Below are 16,583 nucleotides of genomic sequence, written 5' to 3' on the forward strand. Positions count from 1 at the left end.
CTCGTAAGGGGTGGGCCGTTTCCGCAAAGTCCCGCCTGCCCCGCGGCGTCCGGCACCGCGGGGCCCGCCCTTCGGGCGGTCGGCGCTACTTTGCGGACCTAGTAGGACGAGCCGCCCGCGCCCAGCGACCCGGTGGGGTGCCAGACGGTCTTGGTCTCCAGGAACGCGGTCATCCGCGACGTGCCCGGGTCGGCGCTCCAGTCGTCCACAGGCTGTGGACGCAGGACGCGCTTGAGGTTGTCGGCGGCCGCGATCTCCAGCTCCTTGGCCAGCGCCGCATCGGCCCCGGCCAGGTCGATCGCGTTGACGTCCTGGTGGGACGCCAGGTGCGGGCCCATCTCGCCGGCCTTGCCGGACAGGATGTTGACCACGCCGCCGGGCAGGTCTGAGGTGGCGAGCACCTCGCCCAGGGAGAGGGCCGGCAGCGGTGACTTCTCGCTGGCGATGACGACGGCGGTGTTGCCCGTCGCGATCACCGGGGCGACCACCGAGACCAGGCCCAGGAAGGACGACTCCTGCGGGGCGACGACCGTGACGACACCGGTCGGCTCCGGGGTGGAGAGGTTGAAGAACGGGCCCGCGACCGGGTTGGCCCCGCCCACGATCTGGCCGATCTTGTCGGTCCAGCCCGCGTACCAGACCCAGCGGTCGATGGCCGCGTCGACGACCGCGCCGGCCTTCGACTTGGACAGGCCCTCCGCCTCGCCGACCTCGCGGACGAACTGCTCGCGGCGGCCCTCCAGCATCTCGGCGATGCGGTAGAGGATCTGCCCGCGGTTGTACGCGGTCGCACCGGACCAGCCGCCGAAGGCCTTGCGGGCCGCGACGACGGCGTCACGCGCGTCCTTGCGGGAGGACAGCGGGGCGTTGGCCAGCCACTTGCCCTTGGAGTCCGTCACTTCGTACACCCGGCCGCTCTCGGAGCGGGGGAACTTGCCCCCGACGTACAGCTTGTAGGTCTTGAAGACGTTCAGACGGGTCGACGACTCAGACATCGAGGTAGCCCTCCAGGCCGTGGCGGCCGCCCTCGCGGCCGAAGCCCGACTCCTTGTAGCCGCCGAAGGGCGAGGTCGGGTCGAACTTGTTGAACGTGTTGGCCCAGACGACTCCGGCGCGGAGCTGGTTGGCGACCGCGAGGATGCGCGAGCCCTTCTCCGTCCAGATGCCGGCGGACAGGCCGTACTGGCTGTTGTTGGCCTTCGCGACGGCCTCGTCGGGCGTACGGAAGGTCAGCACGGACAGCACCGGGCCGAAGATCTCGTCGCGGGCGACGGTGTGCGCCTGGGTGACGTTCGTGAAGAGCGTCGGGGCGAACCAGTAGCCGGAGGACGGCAGCTCGCACGCCGGGGACCAGCGCTCGGCGCCCTCCGCCTCGCCGGTCTCCGCGAGCGCGGTGATCCGGGCGAGCTGCTCGGCGGAGTTGATCGCGCCGATGTCGGTGTTCTTGTCGAGCGGGTCGCCCAGGCGCAGCGTGGAGAGGCGGCGCTTGAGGGAGTCCAGCAGCTCGTCGTGGATCGACTCCTGGACCAGAAGGCGCGAGCCCGCGCAGCAGACCTGACCCTGGTTGAAGAAGATGCCGTTCACGATGCCCTCGACGGCCTGGTCGATGGGGGCGTCGTCGAAGACGATGTTGGCGCCCTTGCCGCCCAGCTCCAGGGTGACCTTCTTGTCGGTGCCGGCGACGTGGCGGGCGATCTTCTTGCCCACGGCGGTCGAGCCGGTGAAGGCGACCTTGTTGACGTCCGGGTGCTCGACGAGGGCCGCGCCCGCGTCGCCGTAGCCGGTGAGGATGTTGACGACGCCCCTGGGCAGACCCGCCTGGCGGCAGATGTCCGCGAAGAACAGCGCGGAGAGGGGGGTCGTCTCGGCGGGCTTCAGCACGACGGTGTTGCCGGTGGCGAGCGCCGGTGCGATCTTCCAGGCCAGCATCAGCAGCGGGAAGTTCCACGGGATGACCTGGCCGGCCACGCCCAGCGGGCGCGGGTTCGGGCCGTATCCCGCGTGGTCGAGCTTGTCGGCCCAGCCCGCGTAGTAGAAGAAGTGCGCGGCGACCAGCGGGAGGTCCGCGTCGCGGGTCTCCTTGATCGGCTTGCCGTTGTCCAGGGTCTCCAGGACGGCGAGCTCGCGGCTGCGCTCCTGGATGATCCGGGCGATGCGGAAGAGGTACTTGGCGCGCTCGGAGCCCGGCAGCGCGGACCAGGAGGCGAAGGCCTTGCGTGCGGCCTTCACGGCGCGGTCCACATCGGCGGCGCCGGCCTGGGCGACCTCGGCCAGCACCTCCTCGCTGCTCGGCGAGACGGTCTTGAAGACCTTGCCGTCGGCGGCGTCGGTGAACTCACCGTCGATGAAGAGCCCGTAGGAGGGAGCGATGTCGACGACCGAGCGGGACTCGGGAGCCGGTGCGTACTCGAATACAGATGCCATGGTGATCAGTCCACCGTCACGTAGTCGGGACCGGAGTAACGGCCGGTGCTCAGCTTCTGGCGCTGCATCAACAGGTCGTTGAGCAGGCTGGAGGCGCCGAAGCGGAACCAGTGGTTGCTCAGCCAGTCCTCGCCCACGGTCTCGTTGACCAGGACCAGGAACTTGATGGCGTCCTTGGTGGTGCGGATGCCGCCGGCCGGCTTCACGCCGATCTGGATTCCAGTCTGCGCGCGGAAGTCGCGTACGGCTTCGAGCATGAGCAGGGTGTTCGCCGGAGTGGCGTTGACCCCGACCTTGCCGGTCGACGTCTTGATGAAGTCGGCGCCCGCGAGCATGCCGATCCAGGAGGCACGGCGGATGTTGTCGTAGGTCGACAGCTCGCCGGTCTCGAAGATGACCTTCAGGCGCGCGGCGCTGCCGTCCTCGCGGACGCAGGCCTCCTTGATGGCCCTGATCAGCTCGTACGTCTCCAGGTAGCGACCGGCGAGGAAGGCGCCACGGTCGATGACCATGTCGATCTCGTCGGCGCCGGCGGCGACGGCGTCGCGGGTGTCCGCGAGCTTGACGGGCAGGGCGGCGCGGCCGGCCGGGAAGGCGGTCGCGACAGAGGCGATCTTGACGTCGGCGCCGTTCAGCGCGGCCTTCGCCGTGGCCACCATGTCGGGGTAGACACAGACGGCGGCCGTCATCGGGGTCGTACGGTCGGTGGGATCGGGATTGACGGCCTTGGCGGAGAGCGCCCGGACCTTGCCCGGGGTGTCCGCGCCTTCCAGCGTCGTCAGGTCGATCATCGAGATGGCCAGGTCGATGGCGTACGCCTTGGCCGTCGTCTTGATCGAACGGGTGCCGAGGGAGGCCGCGCGGGCCTCCAGGCCGACAGTGTCGACGCCGGGCAGCCCGTGCAGGAAGCGGCGCAGCGCACTGTCGGACGTCGTCACGTCAGCGAATGCGGTGAGGGTGGTGGGCATGGTCACCAGGTGAGCATATCTACGCGCGTAGCGACCTGTCACCCCCGCCCTCGAATCCGCTACGGAATCGACACCTCCGCGCTCGGCCACCTGATCCTCGACCCCGATCCGGCGGGCTGATCCGTCCAGGCGGCGCGGTGGGGCAGAATCGACCCCATGAGCAGCCAGCAGCCGACCGACGAGCCGGTGTACGCAGACCGGGTCTACCGATCCTCCATGGGCATCGTCTCGGGGGCACTGCTGCTCGCGCTGACCGCCTGGCTCTGCGGCGACGCCGTGGTGCGGGGCTCCGGCAACACCCCGTGGATCGGTTCGGCGGTGGCGCTGTGCGCCGTACCGCTGATCGTCGCGTTCACGATCCGCCCGGCCGTCTTCGCCAACGAGGACCGGATGCGCGTGCGGAACCCGTTCCGGATCATCGAGCTGCCCTGGGCGGCCGTGGACGCGGTGCGCGCCGGGTACTCGGCCGAGGTGCTGGCCGAGGGATCGAAGTACCAGCTCTGGTCCGTGCCGGTCTCGCTGCGGGAGCGGAAGAAGGCCAACCGGCAGCAGATGCGCCGCAACGCGATCGACCGCCGGGACCCGGGCAGCGCGGGCGACCCCGCCGCGCGGGGCCGCACCTCCGCCTCGGCCTCCGCCTCCGAACCGATGCGGGCCAATGCCGACCGGATCGTCGACGAACTGCAGGGACTGGCCGAACTGAACGCCGCGCGGCCGGGCGCGCAGGGCAGTGTGCGCGTGCGCTGGTCGTACGAGATCATCGCGCCCGCCCTGATCGGCGCGCTGCTCCTGATCGTCCTCATCGCCACGCGCTGACCGGCCGGAACGCCAGCTCCGCACCCTCTCGGGTGCTCCCGGCCACACCCCCCTCCGGGCCGGAACCGGGGCTACCGGGTGATGCGTCCTCGCAGGTGTGCAGCGTCATGAGGCCGGCGAAAACGCCGCCACCACGGTCCATCTCCGTCTGCGACTCCTGGCCGGGGTCCTGCTCGCCGCCCATTTCGTGGTCGTCGGCTGGCTGACTCTGCGGCCGCTGGACGTGCCCTGGGCCGCGGCGGCCAATCTGAGCCCGCTGGAGGGGATCACGGCGGACCTGGCCCTCGGTCCCCTGGGGGCCGCCCGGCAGATCGGCGAGGGGCTCGCGCTGTTGGCCCCGCTCGGGGTACTGGTCCCGTTGATCAGTGGCCGGCTCGCGCCGTCCGCCCTGTCCGCGTGGTCCTCGCTGGCCCGGACGGCGGCCGCCGGCGCGCTGGTCTCGGTGTGCATCGAGATGCTGCAGACGGCGGTCCCGGGACAGGTCGTGGACGTGGACTCGGTGCTGCTGAACACCATCGGCGTGGTGCTCGCGCACGTGTCCGTCGTACCGGCGCTGCGGGCCCGGCTGAGGCGCTCACACACTGTTTATCAGGGGGATACCCCGAAGATTTCCAGGGTCGGGCTCGGCCGCTGGACCGACGTTCTGTCGGCGGTCCCGCGGGAGTATTGAGCCATCGCAGAAAGCGATACCGACGAAGGAGAATCTCATGAGCGCCCTGGTCCGCCCCCGTGACGGCCGCTGGATCGGCGGAGTCTGCGCCGGACTGGCGCGGCGTTTCGGAATTTCCACGAACGCGATGCGCGCCATTTTCGTCGTCTCATGCCTGCTGCCCGGCCCGCAGTTCCTGATCTACATAGCGCTGTGGGTGCTGCTGCCGAACGAGAAGTCCGCCTCGGCCGCCTGGTAGTCCGGCGGTCGGCGCATCCTCGGGTCAGCCGGCCTGCTGGGCCGTCTTGATCTTCTCCAGTTGCTTGTCCGCCACTTCCTGCGGCACCCGCGCCTTCTGCTGGGCGGCCGCCACATTGAGGGCCGTCAGCCGCACGACGGTGTCGCCCTCGCGTACGACGACCAGGTGGACCTGCGCCGAGACCCCCTCGGCGGCCGCGGTCATGGTCCAGCTGACGCTCTCGTCGCCGCCCGTGCGGTAGTCGGCGGGGCGGACCTCGCGATAGGCGCCGGTCTGCTTCCCGACCTTGGCGGAGAAGCCCGTACCGCAGGCGGCGACGGCGGCCTTGAGCCGGGAGATCAGCGCCTTGGCGTCGCTCTCGGAGTACGAGCTGACGGCGGCGGAGACGGCCAGCCCGACCTGCTTCCGGGAGCCGACGCCACGGCTGAGGGTCTCGCGCGCGGACGGGTCCGGCTTGTCGCCCATGACGTCGGCCAGCGGCTGGCAGGCCTTCTTGTCGGCCTGCGGCTGGCCGTCCGGGGCTTGGGGGTTCTTGCCCTGGGCGGAAACCTGGTAGCCGGGCAGGTCTCCCTGGGCCAGCGCGGACCGTTCAAGCCTGCTGCCACCGGTCTTCGGCGCGGCCGATCCGGCTGCCCCGGCGGAGGGCGCCGGGACTCCGGGCGCGGCGGAGGCGCTGCCCACGGAGCCCTTGGCATCGGGGGCCTTGTCCGTCGCGGGGGTGTTCGTGCTGCTGCACCCCACGGCTGCGCACAGCAGGGTGGGGACCAGCGCGACCATCGTCGCTCGTGCCTTCATGCGCATGACCGAGAACCTCATACCCAAGAGTCGGCGGGCAGTTGGTGGCGATCGTGGCACACGGCGCGGCGGGACACATACCTGGTCGAAAGGGCATGCGCTCACCGCACACGTGTACGCGTCGCAGTGGCGGCAGAATCAGCCGCCGAGGCCGTTCAGGCTGTTGGTGAGCGGGTTCAGCACTCCGGTGATCTGCGAGGTGGGGTCGCTCGACTGCTGAGCCCCTCCGCCCACCTGCTGCTGGCTGGTCGCACCCTGGAGCATGCCCGTGGCGGAGCCCAGCGCGTCGGTGAGGCCGACCGCCGGGACGGCGGCGGAGGCGGTACCGGCGGCGACCGCGGCGAAGGCGGCACCGAGAACGGCGGTACCGAGGGTCTTGGCAGCTGACTTCTTCATGAAAAATTGTCCTTGCGACGGGGAATTGAGCGGCTCCGCAAACTAGCCACTTCAAACCGCCGCCCGCAAACATCCTTAAATATGAGAAAGCGCCCGGGTGTTATCCCTCCCGGGCGCTTCCGTTACGTCATGCCGCGACCTAGGCCGAGACAGAACCGCTGGTGGAGGCGGTCTGCCGGAACAGCCACTCCGACTTCAGCTCCGCATAACCGGGCTTGATCACTTCATTGATCATGGCCAGTCGTTCATCGAAAGGAATGAACGCGGACTTCATCGCATTGACGGTGAACCACTGCATGTCATCGAGGGTGTAGCCGAAGGTGTCGACCAGGTGCTCGAACTCGCGGCTCATGCTGGTGCCGCTCATCAGCCGGTTGTCCGTGTTGACCGTCAGCCTGAAGTGCAGCTTGCGCAGCAGACCGATCGGGTGCTCGGCGTACGAGGCGGCCGCGGCGGTCTGCAGGTTCGAGGTCGGGCACATCTCCAGGGGGATGCGCTTGTCCCGGACGTACGAAGCCAGGCGGCCCAGGGTCACGGAACCGTCCTCGGCGACCTCGATGTCGTCGATGATCTTCACACCGTGACCGAGGCGGTCGGCGCCGCACCACTGCAGGGCCTGCCAGATCGACGGCAGGCCGAAGGCCTCACCCGCGTGGATGGTGAAGTGGTTGTTCTCGCGCTTGAGGTACTCGAAGGCGTCGAGGTGGCGGGTGGGAGGGAACCCGGCCTCGGCGCCGGCGATGTCGAAGCCGACCACGCCGTTGTCGCGGTATCGGTTCGCCAGCTCGGCGATCTCCAGCGCGCGGGCGGCGTGGCGCATCGCGGTCAGCAGCGCGCCGACGCGGATGCGGTGGCCGTTGGCCTTCGCGCGGCGCTCGCCCTCGCGGAAGCCGTCGTTCACGGCCTCGACGACCTCTTCGAGGGAAAGGCCGGCTTCCAGGTGCTGCTCGGGCGCGTAGCGGATCTCGGCGTACACGACGCCGTCCTCGGCCAGGTCCTCGGCGCACTCGGCGGCGACCCGGAAGAGGGCGGCCTTCGTCTGCATGACCGCGCAGGTGTGCGCGAAGGTCTCCAGGTAGCGCGGCAGGGAGCCGGAGTCGGCGGCCTCGCGGAACCAGATGCCGAGCTTGTCGGCGTCGGTCTCGGGGAGGTTCTCGTAGCCGACCTCACGGGCCAGCTCGATGATGGTCCCGGGACGCAGTCCGCCGTCGAGGTGATCGTGCAGCAGCACCTTCGGGGAACGGCGGATCTGATCCGGGGTCGGCAGGTTGGGGGTCTCGCTCGTCATCTGCGCACTCTACTCCTACGCGCGTAGAGCGGAATGTCCCCGGCGGGCGTCGATATGTAACAGAGACCGCGCGGACGGATGGCGTACACCTGAAGGTCTGAGACTGTTCCGCCATGGCACAGCATGCGCCGCCGGCGCGCGGGGCCCGTCTGGGGCGGGCGGCCGGCGCGAGAACCGGCTCGGGTTCGACGGAAAGTGCGGTCAACGGGGTGGTGCTCCTGCTCCCCGGGGCGTCCAGGTTCTCCCCCGGTCCCATGCGTCCGCTCGCGCGGGCGCTGGCCCGGGCGGGCGGGGCGGAGGGGCTGGTCACGCACATGGTCGTCCACGGCGGGGACTCCGCCCGGGAGGAGCAGGCGGGGTGGGCCGCGGACGAGGCGGTGCGGCGGTACGGCGACGTACCGGTGTGCCTGGTCGGCTACGGCGCGGGAGGACTGGCCGCGCTGCGGGCCGCGGGCCACGCGGCCGTCAACTCGATCGTGGTGCTGGCGCCCTGTTTGGCGGAGGCGGCCCCGGCCGGCTCCCCTGAACCGGTCAAACAGCTGGCGGGACGGCAAGTGTTGATCGTCCACGGCACCGACGACGCGCGCAGCGACCCGGAGGCCTCCTTCCGGCTGGCGGCGCGCGCGAAGAAGGCGAACCGGCCGACGTGCCGCTTCGAGGTGCATTCGGACGGACACGGGCTGCGCGAACACCGGCCGGAAGTGGTGGCTCTGGCCGTGGACTTCATCCTGGGCGCGGTCTCCTCGGGGCGGTACTCGCGGCCGGTGACGGACGCCCTGGCCGCGCCGCCGCCCCTGGGCCTGCGGATGCCACTGGCCTCCGGCTTCGGCAGGTCGCTGAGGAGGTGATCCGCGCGGGAGTGATCCACGGGCGCGGATCGGCGGGGCGCGTACCGTGGGAATTGGACTCGGGGTGTGCTGCCAGACTCCCGGAGGCGACTGAACTATGGGCGGATTGGTCTACAGGAACTTCGACAAGCCTGACGAGACGCGGCCCTTCGAGGCCGGCACGGGCAGGTTGGACCTGTTCAACACCGAGGGCGGGGCGGTGGGACGCGCGGTCTTCGAGCCGGGCTGGCGCTGGTCGCTGCACATCAAGCCGCTGGCCGGCACGGACAGCTGCCGCTCCGCCCACACCGGGTACATCGTGAGCGGCCGGATGAAGATCGTCATGGACGACGGGGAGAGCGGCGACCTCGGCCCGGGCGACTTCATGCAGATCGCCCCCGGGCACGACGCCTGGGTCCTGGGGGACGAGCCGTGCGTCGCACTGGACTGGACCGGCTACCACGACTACGCGAAGCCGGCTGACGGCTGACGGCTGACAGCTGACGTGACGGGCCCGCGCTCCCTCAGGTTCCGGGGGTCGCGCCGGTCCGTCCGTACCCGCCGCTCCGCCCTCCTCACGGTCGGATGGCACCGAACGGCTCCGGCGCGACCACCGCGGCCGCTCGCGGGCGGCGACGACACGGCAACCTCTATGCGGACGGCTCCAGTTCGGGGATCAGGCGGCCGCGGCGGGAGAGGAGGAAGCGCTTGAACTCCGCCACCGGTGGGGTGTCGGGGTGGCCGTCGAGCCAGGCGAGGCCGATCTCGCGGACGGCGCGGGGGGCGGTGACCGTCAGCTCGACCACGCCGGGGCGGGCCACGGCCGGGGGTGGCAGGAGGGCCACGCCGAGGCCGGCCGCGACCAGGCCGCGCAGGGTCTCGGCCTCCTCGCCCTCGAAGGCGATCTTCGGGGTGAACCCGGCCTCCGCGCACAGGTCGTCGGTGATGCGGCGCATGCCGTAGCCGGGCTCCAGGGTGACGAAGGTTTCCTCGGCGGCCTCGGCGAGGCGGATGCGCTTGCGGGTCGCGAGCCGGTGGTCGTCCGGGACCACCAGCCGCAGCCGCTGTTCGTCCAGGCGGCGCGCGACCAGGTCGGGGGCGTCCGGCAGCGGGGAGGTCAGGCACAGGTCCAGTTCGCCGGCCCGCAGCTTCTCCAGCATGGCCTCGCCGTAGTTCTGGACGAGGGAGAAGCGGATGCGCGGGTGGTCGGCGCGGAAGGCGCGGATGAGCCCGGGTACGGTCTCGGACCCCAGGGTGTGCAGGAAGCCGAAGGCCACCTTGCCCGCCGCCGGATCGGCGTCCTGCTGTACGGATTCGGCGGCCCGGTCGATCTCGGTGAGGGCCTGCTCGGCCGAGGCCAGGAAGGTGCGGCCGGCCGTGGTGAGGGCGACCGTACGGCCCCTGCGGGCGAACAGCGTGACGCCGAGGTCCTGTTCGAGCCGGACCATGGCGCGGGACAGGGTGGACTGCGGGACGCCCAGCTCGTGGGCGGCGCGGGTGACGTGCTCGTGGCGGGCGACGGCGACGAAATACGCCAGCCGCGGCGCCAGCAGAGTTGTCACTGCCATGTCTTCTACGTAACGGTTCATCGACATCCACGCCTCTGAGCTCGCTTGATGCATCAGTGGATCGATTATCGCGATTTTGTGCATTGGACGCATGAAAATCACAGGCCTACCTTCGAAGCATGCCTCCCGTTCATACCGGGGCACCCGTCATCCCGGGTGCCTCCACCCCGTCGTTCCCCGCACCGCAGCCCCTCTCCCCCGGCCGCCCCGGTTACCGCCGGATGAGCCTCGCGCTCTTCGCCGCCGGACTCGCGACGTTCGCCCTCCTCTACTCCACCCAGGCGCTGTTGCCCGCGATCTCCGCCGGCTTCGGGGTGACGGCGGGCCAGGCCAGCTGGACGGTGTCCGCGGCCACCGGCGCGCTCGCCCTGTTCGTCCTCCCGCTGAGCGCGCTGTCCGAGCGGTTCGGCCGCACCCGGATGATGACGTACTCGATGGTGATCGCCGTCGGCGTCGGCCTGCTGGTGCCGTTCGCGCCGAACGTGGAGTGGCTGGTGGTGCTGCGCGCCGTCCAGGGCGCGGCGATCGCCGGGATCCCGGCCTCCGCGATGGCGTACCTGGCGGAGGAGGTCAGGCCGAAGGCGCTGGTGGCGGCGATCGGCCTGTTCGTGGCGGGGAACTCCATCGGCGGCATGAGCGGTCGTCTCGTCACCGGCTGGGCCGCGCAGCTGTGGGGCTGGCGGGCGGGCCTGCTGGCCGTCGCCCTGATGGCGCTGGCGTGCGGCGTGGCCTTCCTGGTGCTGCTGCCCCGGGCGCGCTTCTTCCGCCCGGCGTCGCTGAACCCGCGCGCGGTGGGCCGTACCGTCGCCGGTCATCTGCGCGATCCGCTGCTGCTGCGGCTGTACGGGATCGGCGCCCTGTTCATGACGGTTTTCGGCGCGGTCTACACGGTGATCGGCTACCGCCTGGTGGACGAGCCTTTCTCGCTCGGGCAGGGCATCGTCGGGTCGATCTTCCTGATCTACTTGGTCGGTACGGTCTCCTCGGCGGCCGCCGGCCGGCTGGTGGCCCGTACCGGGCGGCGCGGCGCGCTGTACCTGGCCGTGACGACCACGGCGCTCGGGCTGCTGCTGTCGCTGTCCGACTCGCTGGCGGCGATCGTGCTCGGGCTGGTGCTGATCACCGCGGGCTTCTTCGCGGGCCACGCGGTGGCCTCGGCCGCGGTGAGCCGGACGGCGAAGACGGGCCGGGCGCAGGCCTCCGCGCTCTACCAGTCGGCGTACTACCTCGGCTCCAGTGCGGGCGGCACCCTGGGCGCCCTCGCCTACCACGGGGCCGGATGGGCGGCCACGGTCGGCATCGCGCTGCTGGCGGTGCTCGGCGTCGTGTCGATCACCCTGTACGGGTCGCACGCGGCGCGTGCGGAGCGGCGGATGCCGGTGTCGGCCGTGGGCGCGCGCTGACGAAATCTACGCTCCCGACGTGGCAACACCTGCTCGTTTTCCGGGCATTGAATACGGAGAACGATGCGGTGCGAGCGGGGGAGGACCGGATGGGGACGCGGACACGGGCGTCACACGGGCGCGTGGGGCTGCGGGCGGCGGTGCTGGTCGGGGCGGTCGCGCTGGCGCTGCCGGTGGTGGTCGCGGGAGGCGGGGCGGCGCAGGCCGCGGCGCCCTGCAACCTCACCGCCGGGCCGTACCAGCGACAGGCCGAACAGTTCCTCGGGCGGCCGGTGGACGGGAAACAGTCGGCGGCCGACTGCACGGCGATCCGCTCCTTCCAGGCGAGCCACGGAATCACCCCGACCCAGGGCTATGCCGGGCCGCTGACCTGGCAGACGATGAGCACGATGCTGGCCCAGCGGGCGGCCGGCACCACCCCGAACGCGGCGGGCGCCTGCCCGGTGAACCGGGGCCGGATCGCCTGCGTCGACCTGACGCGGCAGCTCAGCTGGATCCAGGACGGCGCCACCCTGAAGTACGGGCCCGTCCCGGTCCGCACCGGCAAGGACGGCACGGAGACCCGGACCGGCCTGAAGAAGATCTACTACCGGAACATCGACCACTGGTCGACGCTCTACGACGTCTCGATGCCGTACGCGCAGTTCTTCGACGGCGGCATCGCCTTCCACTCGACCACCAAGAGCATGTGGAATCCGCCCGGTTCGGGCGGCTGCGTGAACATGCGGTCCGCCGACGCCAAGGCGTACTGGAACCTGCTGGGGCAGGGCGAGGACGTCTACGTGTACGGGCGCAAGCCCGGGACCTAGTGCTGTGGCCGGGAAGGTTTGCCGGGTTGCGGCGTCCGGTGTGGTGCATCGCAAGGCGGAGGGCCGCGGCTCGTACTGGACGTACTTGTGCGGTCCGACAACGCGGCGAGGTGCCGTGCCGGGCGTCGTGACCCGGTGAACCTTTCCGTCAGCACTACGCGGGCGCGGTGGACTCGGCAGGCGCGGCAGGCGCGGGCGCGGCACCCAGGCGGTCCAACCGCCGCAGGGCGGAGCGGCGTTGGACGAGGGACAGACCCGCCACCCCGGCCCCGAGGGTCAGCCAGCCGACCGGGCCGGCCGCCATCACCGCGCCGGTGAGCAGCAGTGGGCCCGCGGACTTCTGGACGGACTGGGCCATGCCGGCCACTCCGAGGTAGGAGGCGCGCGCCTCCTTCGGCGCGAGGGAGACCGCGAGCTCCCAGGAGCTCACCGAGCGCATCAGCTCCGCCGCGGTGGCCAGCACGGCCGCGGCGAGCAGGGCCACCGAGGCGGCCAGGACCCCGCCCGCGGGGGCGGCGGCCAGGAAGGCGCAGCAGGCGAGCGCCGTCAGGCCGTACCAGGCGACGACGCCCGCCGCCTGGCGGGCGCCGCGGACCCGCGCCGACACCCGTAGCTGCAGGGCGACGACGAGCACGGTGTTGATGACCACGAAGGCCGGGATCAGGGCGTGCGGAGCCGTGGTGTGGCCGACCAGCCACAGCGGCACGCCGACGCCGAGGATCGAGTCGTCCAGGTTCATCGGGATGTCCAGCAGGACGAACCGCAGGTAGCCGCGGTCCCGCCAGGGGCTGGACCCGGCCGCCGGGGCACCTTCCTCCGTCCCGGGCCGTGCGGCCACGAGTCCGCCGCCGCGCGGCTCCCGGGTGCGCCACACCAGGGCCGCGGCCGCGAGGAAGGACAGCGCGTCGGCCAGGATGAGCACCTGGTAGGCGCCCCGGGTGCCGACGGCGAGGCCGATGGCGGCGAGGCCCGCGCCGAGGGCGTAGCCGGCGTTCGCCGAACTGCGCGACAGCGCCTGGTAGGTGGAGCGCCGCTCGCCGGCGATCCGGGTGGCGAAGAGCATCTCCAGTGTCTTGGCCGCCCGGTCTCCCAGGTGGGTGACGGCGAACAGGAGCAGCAGCAGGCCGAAGTCGGTGACCGCCAGCAGCACGCACAGGGCCCCGAGGCGGATGAGGTGGCAGCCGATCAGCAGGGTGCGCACCTGGAAGCGGTCGGCGAGGTGGCCGGCCAGCGGTGATCCGGCGATGCCCGCCACCCCGGCCGCGCCCAGCAGCAGGCCGAGCTGCCCGGCGTCGAGGCCGACGACGAAGGTGAAGTAGAGGACGGAGGACGCGGCCCACACGCCGGTGCCCGCGCGGTCCAGCGCCTGGGTGAGCAGCATGATCCGCGCGTCACGGCCGCCGGGCGGCCGGCGCAGTTGCGCCAGCAGGCCGCCCTCCCCGTGCCGTGCTTTCCGGATCTCCCCGCCGCGCCGCATCCCGGTCCCCCCGTATCGTCCGCATCCCCGCCATGTATCTCGATGTCGAGATACATGGACGAAGCGTGCCGCAGATTAATCTTGACGTCAAGAAACTTGATGACGACATATGTTTGGTGCCGACGGGAGCGTTCCACCGCGTTCCGGCTGCCGTTGTCAGACCCCTCCGGTAGGTTCCGAAGGAGCGGAACCACCAGGGGGATGGACGGACATGAGCGATCTCGCCACAACCGAAACGGACCTCGACACGGCCATGGACCGGTACCGGGTCGAGCTCACCGGCTACTGCTACCGGATGCTCGGCTCGTCCTTCGACGCCGAGGACGCGGTGCAGGACACGTACATCCGTGCCTGGCGCAGCTACGAGAAGTTCGAGGGCCGCTCCTCGCTGCGGTCGTGGCTGTACCGGATCGCCACCAACGTCTGCCTGGACCTGCTGAACGCCGGCAACAAGCGAGCCCGCCCGATGGACCTGACGGCCCCGCAGCACCAGGCCTCGGCCGTGCTCAACGAGCGCCCCGAGGTGACCTGGCTGGAGCCGGTCCCGGACAGCCGGGTGCTGCCGCAGACCGCCGACCCGGCGGAGATGGCGCTGGCGAAGGAGTCCGTACGACTGGCCTTCGTCGCGGCGCTCCAGCACCTGCCGGCCAAGCAGCGGGCGGTGCTCATCCTGCGCGAGGTTCTGGCCTGGAAGGCCGACGAGGTGGCCCAGCTCCTGGAGACCACGACGGCCTCGGTGAACAGCGCCCTCCAGCGGGCGCGGGCCACCCTCGCCGGGCAGTCGCTGCGCGACAGCGACCCCGCGGATCCCCTCGACGCGGACCAGGCGAAGCTGCTGGAGCAGTACCTCTCCGCCTTCGAGGCCTACGACATCTCGCGCCTCACCACCCTCCTCCACGAGGACGCGGTGCTCTCGATGCCGCCGTTCGACCTGTGGCTCCGGGGCCACGAGGACATCGCGGCCTGGCACCTGAACCAGGGCATCGGCTGCAAGGGCTCCCGGCTGGTCCCGACGACGGCGAACGGCCTGCCCGCCTTCGGCCAGTACCGTCCGCGCGAGGACGGGCGGCCTGGCCACACCCCGTGGGCGCTCCAGGTGCTGGAGATCTCAGACGGCAGAATCGTCGGGCTCAACGCCTTCCTGGACACCGCGCGATGGTTCCCGCTGTTCGGCCTCCCCGAGGAGCTCGACGAGGCCTACGAGGCCCAGTAGGGCGCGCAGGGCGGGCGCGGCCCCGGTCACCCGCAGCGGCCGCCCCCGGGCGGCCAGCCGCAGCCGGGCCAGCACCTCGACGGCGCCCAGGCCCGGCGCGGTGACGGCCCGCGCATCGCACTCCACGGCGCGCGCCCCGTCCTCGTACAGCCGGGCCAGGCGCGCGCACAGGCACGCCGCGTCCTTGGCGGTCGGTCCTGGTCCGGGCAGCACGAGTCGTCGGATCTCCACGAGGGGGTGACTCCCCCGCCCGCCGGAACTCATCGGCGGCCGCGCACCACGGCGCGACGAGGGCTCCCTGCCGGGACCCGGTGCCCTCCCTCAAGGGCGCGCAAGGCCGAAGAATGCCGAACGGGACCGGTGGGGGTCCACCGGTCCCGTTCACCCGAAGGGAAACCGCAGGTCAGGCGATGCGGTCCAGGACGATCGGGGTGGCGGAGAAGGCCGTGCCCGCCGGGGCGATGTCGTAGGTGCCCGCCAGGGAGGCCAGTGCGTAGTCGAACTTCTCCGGGGTGTCCGTGTGCAGGGTCATCAGCGGCTGGCCCGCCGTCACCGTGTCGCCCGGCTTCGCGTGGAGCTCGACGCCCGCGCCCGCCTGCACCGGGTCCTCCTTGCGCGCGCGGCCGGCGCCCAGGCGCCATGCGGCGACGCCGACCCCGTACGCGTCCAGGCGGGTCAGGACGCCCGACTCGGGTGCGGTGATCACGTGCTGCTCGCGGGCGACCGGGAGGGCCGCGTCCGGGTCGCCGCCCTGGGCCGCGATCATCCGGCGCCAGTGGTCCATCGCGGAGCCGTCGGCCAGGGCCTTCGCCGGGTCGGCGTCCTTGATGCCCGCCGCGTCCAGCATCTCCTTGGCCAGCGCGATGGTCAGCTCGACCACGTCGGCGGGGCCGCCACCGGCGAGCACCTCCACCGACTCGCGGACCTCCAGCGCGTTTCCGGCGGTCAGGCCCAGCGGCGTGGACATGTCCGTCAGCAGCGCGACGGTCTTGACACCCGAGTCGGTGCCGAGGCCCACCATGGTGCGCGCCAGTTCCCGCGCGTCCTCGATGTTCTTCATGAAGGCGCCGGTACCGACCTTGACGTCCAGGACGAGCGAGCCGGTGCCCTCGGCGATCTTCTTCGACATGATCGAGGAGGCGATCAGCGGGATGGCCTCGACCGTGCCGGTGACGTCGCGCAACGCGTAGAGCTTCTTGTCCGCCGGGGCCAGGCCGTCGCCGGCCGCGCAGATGACCGCGCCGGTGGTGTCCAGGACGTGCAGCATCTCCTCGTTGGAGAGCAGCGCGCGCCAGCCGGGGATGGACTCCAGCTTGTCGAGGGTGCCACCGGTGTGGCCGAGGCCGCGGCCGGACAGCTGGGGCACGGCCGCGCCGCACGCGGCGACGAGCGGGGCGAGCGGGAGAGTGATCTTGTCGCCGACGCCGCCCGTGGAGTGCTTGTCGGCGGTCGGGCGGGAGAGGGAGTCGAAGTTCATGCGCTCGCCGGAGGCGATCATCGCAGCGGTCCAGCGGGCGATCTCGGTCCGGTTCATACCGTTGAGCAGGATGGCCATCGCCAGCGCCGACATCTGCTCGTCCGCCACGACACCGCGGGTGTACGCGTCGATGACCCAGTCGATCTGCTCGGGGCTCAGCTCACCGCGGTCCCGCTTGGTCCGGATGACGGAGATGACGTCCATGAGGTGTTTC

18 protein-coding genes are annotated in these 16,583 nt (G+C 71.4%); 8 read left to right on the top strand and 10 right to left on the bottom strand.

What is annotated here, in order from left to right; translation table 11 throughout:
- Positions 1-98: 98 nt before the first annotated feature.
- Genes ACWGIU_RS09115 through deoC form a run of 3 tightly spaced genes read right to left on the bottom strand, consistent with a single transcriptional unit; the run spans position 99 to position 3,392 of the window.
- Complete coding sequence (locus tag ACWGIU_RS09115; protein WP_453703863.1) at positions 99-995, bottom strand: aldehyde dehydrogenase family protein; 897 nt, start codon at positions 993-995, stop codon at positions 99-101.
- A complete protein-coding gene (locus ACWGIU_RS09120; RefSeq protein WP_453703865.1) occupies positions 988-2,424 on the bottom strand; it encodes an aldehyde dehydrogenase family protein in 1,437 nt (478 codons plus the stop codon). Before ACWGIU_RS09120 ends, ACWGIU_RS09115 begins: the two co-directional genes overlap by 8 nt.
- Positions 2,425-2,429: 5 nt before the next feature.
- Complete coding sequence (deoC, locus tag ACWGIU_RS09125) at positions 2,430-3,392, bottom strand: deoxyribose-phosphate aldolase (RefSeq protein ID WP_453703889.1); 963 nt, start codon at positions 3,390-3,392, stop codon at positions 2,430-2,432.
- A gap of 156 nt (positions 3,393-3,548) precedes the next feature.
- Here deoC and ACWGIU_RS09130 point away from each other — a divergent pair, with 156 nt between their 5' ends.
- From ACWGIU_RS09130 to ACWGIU_RS09140, 3 genes are all read left to right on the top strand, one after another.
- Complete coding sequence (locus tag ACWGIU_RS09130; protein ID WP_453703867.1) at positions 3,549-4,208, top strand: PH domain-containing protein; 660 nt, start codon at positions 3,549-3,551, stop codon at positions 4,206-4,208.
- A 97-nt stretch (positions 4,209-4,305) separates the two neighbouring features.
- Positions 4,306-4,878 carry a VanZ family protein gene (locus ACWGIU_RS09135; RefSeq protein WP_453703869.1) on the top strand — a complete coding sequence of 191 codons (573 nt, stop codon included), beginning with the start codon at positions 4,306-4,308 and terminating at the stop codon, positions 4,876-4,878.
- Positions 4,879-4,915: 37 nt separating this feature from the next.
- Positions 4,916-5,116, top strand: a complete 201-nt coding sequence (locus ACWGIU_RS09140; protein ID WP_030012491.1) for a PspC domain-containing protein — start codon at positions 4,916-4,918, stop codon at positions 5,114-5,116.
- A gap of 24 nt (positions 5,117-5,140) precedes the next feature.
- Here ACWGIU_RS09140 and ACWGIU_RS09145 read toward each other — a convergent pair whose 3' ends face one another.
- From ACWGIU_RS09145 to ACWGIU_RS09155, 3 genes are all read right to left on the bottom strand, one after another.
- On the bottom strand, positions 5,141-5,917 hold the full coding sequence (locus ACWGIU_RS09145; protein WP_453703871.1) for a hypothetical protein: 777 nt from the start codon (positions 5,915-5,917) through the stop codon (positions 5,141-5,143).
- Between the two features lie 132 nt (positions 5,918-6,049).
- Complete coding sequence (locus ACWGIU_RS09150) at positions 6,050-6,307, bottom strand: hypothetical protein (protein WP_453703873.1); 258 nt, start codon at positions 6,305-6,307, stop codon at positions 6,050-6,052.
- Between the two features lie 139 nt (positions 6,308-6,446).
- Positions 6,447-7,595 carry an adenosine deaminase gene (locus ACWGIU_RS09155; RefSeq protein ID WP_030763337.1) on the bottom strand — a complete coding sequence of 383 codons (1,149 nt, stop codon included), beginning with the start codon at positions 7,593-7,595 and terminating at the stop codon, positions 6,447-6,449.
- A gap of 113 nt (positions 7,596-7,708) precedes the next feature.
- On the opposite strand from ACWGIU_RS09155, the gene ACWGIU_RS09160 reads away from it, so the two are divergent.
- Both ACWGIU_RS09160 and ACWGIU_RS09165 read left to right on the top strand, forming a co-directional pair.
- Positions 7,709-8,443: an alpha/beta hydrolase gene (locus ACWGIU_RS09160; protein WP_453703875.1), complete on the top strand. Its 735-nt coding sequence runs from the start codon at positions 7,709-7,711 to the stop codon at positions 8,441-8,443.
- 97 nt (positions 8,444-8,540) lie between these two features.
- Positions 8,541-8,912, top strand: coding sequence for a cupin domain-containing protein (locus ACWGIU_RS09165; protein ID WP_453703877.1), 372 nt, complete (start codon positions 8,541-8,543; stop codon positions 8,910-8,912).
- Positions 8,913-9,072: 160 nt separating this feature from the next.
- Here ACWGIU_RS09165 and ACWGIU_RS09170 read toward each other — a convergent pair whose 3' ends face one another.
- Positions 9,073-10,047, bottom strand: coding sequence for a LysR family transcriptional regulator (locus ACWGIU_RS09170; protein ID WP_453703891.1), 975 nt, complete (start codon positions 10,045-10,047; stop codon positions 9,073-9,075).
- Between the two features lie 62 nt (positions 10,048-10,109).
- Between ACWGIU_RS09170 and ACWGIU_RS09175 the strand changes: the two genes are divergently transcribed.
- Together ACWGIU_RS09175 and ACWGIU_RS09180 are read left to right on the top strand one after the other, a co-directional pair.
- Positions 10,110-11,393 carry an MFS transporter gene (locus ACWGIU_RS09175; RefSeq protein WP_453703879.1) on the top strand — a complete coding sequence of 428 codons (1,284 nt, stop codon included), beginning with the start codon at positions 10,110-10,112 and terminating at the stop codon, positions 11,391-11,393.
- 89 nt (positions 11,394-11,482) lie between these two features.
- Entirely contained in the window at positions 11,483-12,202 is a 720-nt protein-coding gene (locus ACWGIU_RS09180) for a L,D-transpeptidase family protein (protein ID WP_453703881.1), read from the top strand.
- 154 nt (positions 12,203-12,356) lie between these two features.
- On the opposite strand, the gene ACWGIU_RS09185 is transcribed toward ACWGIU_RS09180, so the two are convergent.
- A complete protein-coding gene (locus ACWGIU_RS09185; protein WP_453703883.1) occupies positions 12,357-13,679 on the bottom strand; it encodes an MFS transporter in 1,323 nt (440 codons plus the stop codon).
- A gap of 211 nt (positions 13,680-13,890) precedes the next feature.
- Here ACWGIU_RS09185 and ACWGIU_RS09190 point away from each other — a divergent pair, with 211 nt between their 5' ends.
- A complete protein-coding gene (locus ACWGIU_RS09190; RefSeq protein WP_453703885.1) occupies positions 13,891-14,892 on the top strand; it encodes a sigma-70 family RNA polymerase sigma factor in 1,002 nt (333 codons plus the stop codon).
- Here ACWGIU_RS09190 and ACWGIU_RS09195 read toward each other — a convergent pair.
- Complete coding sequence (locus ACWGIU_RS09195; RefSeq protein WP_453703887.1) at positions 14,788-15,123, bottom strand: STAS domain-containing protein; 336 nt, start codon at positions 15,121-15,123, stop codon at positions 14,788-14,790. The two genes, ACWGIU_RS09190 and ACWGIU_RS09195, sit on opposite strands and share 105 nt — an antisense overlap.
- 172 nt (positions 15,124-15,295) lie before the next feature.
- Positions 15,296-16,573, bottom strand: coding sequence for a thymidine phosphorylase (locus ACWGIU_RS09200; RefSeq protein ID WP_453703893.1), 1,278 nt, complete (start codon positions 16,571-16,573; stop codon positions 15,296-15,298).
- Between the last annotated feature and the right edge of the window lie 10 nt (positions 16,574-16,583).

It is taken from the genome of Streptomyces sp. NPDC054840 (assembly GCF_053611065.1).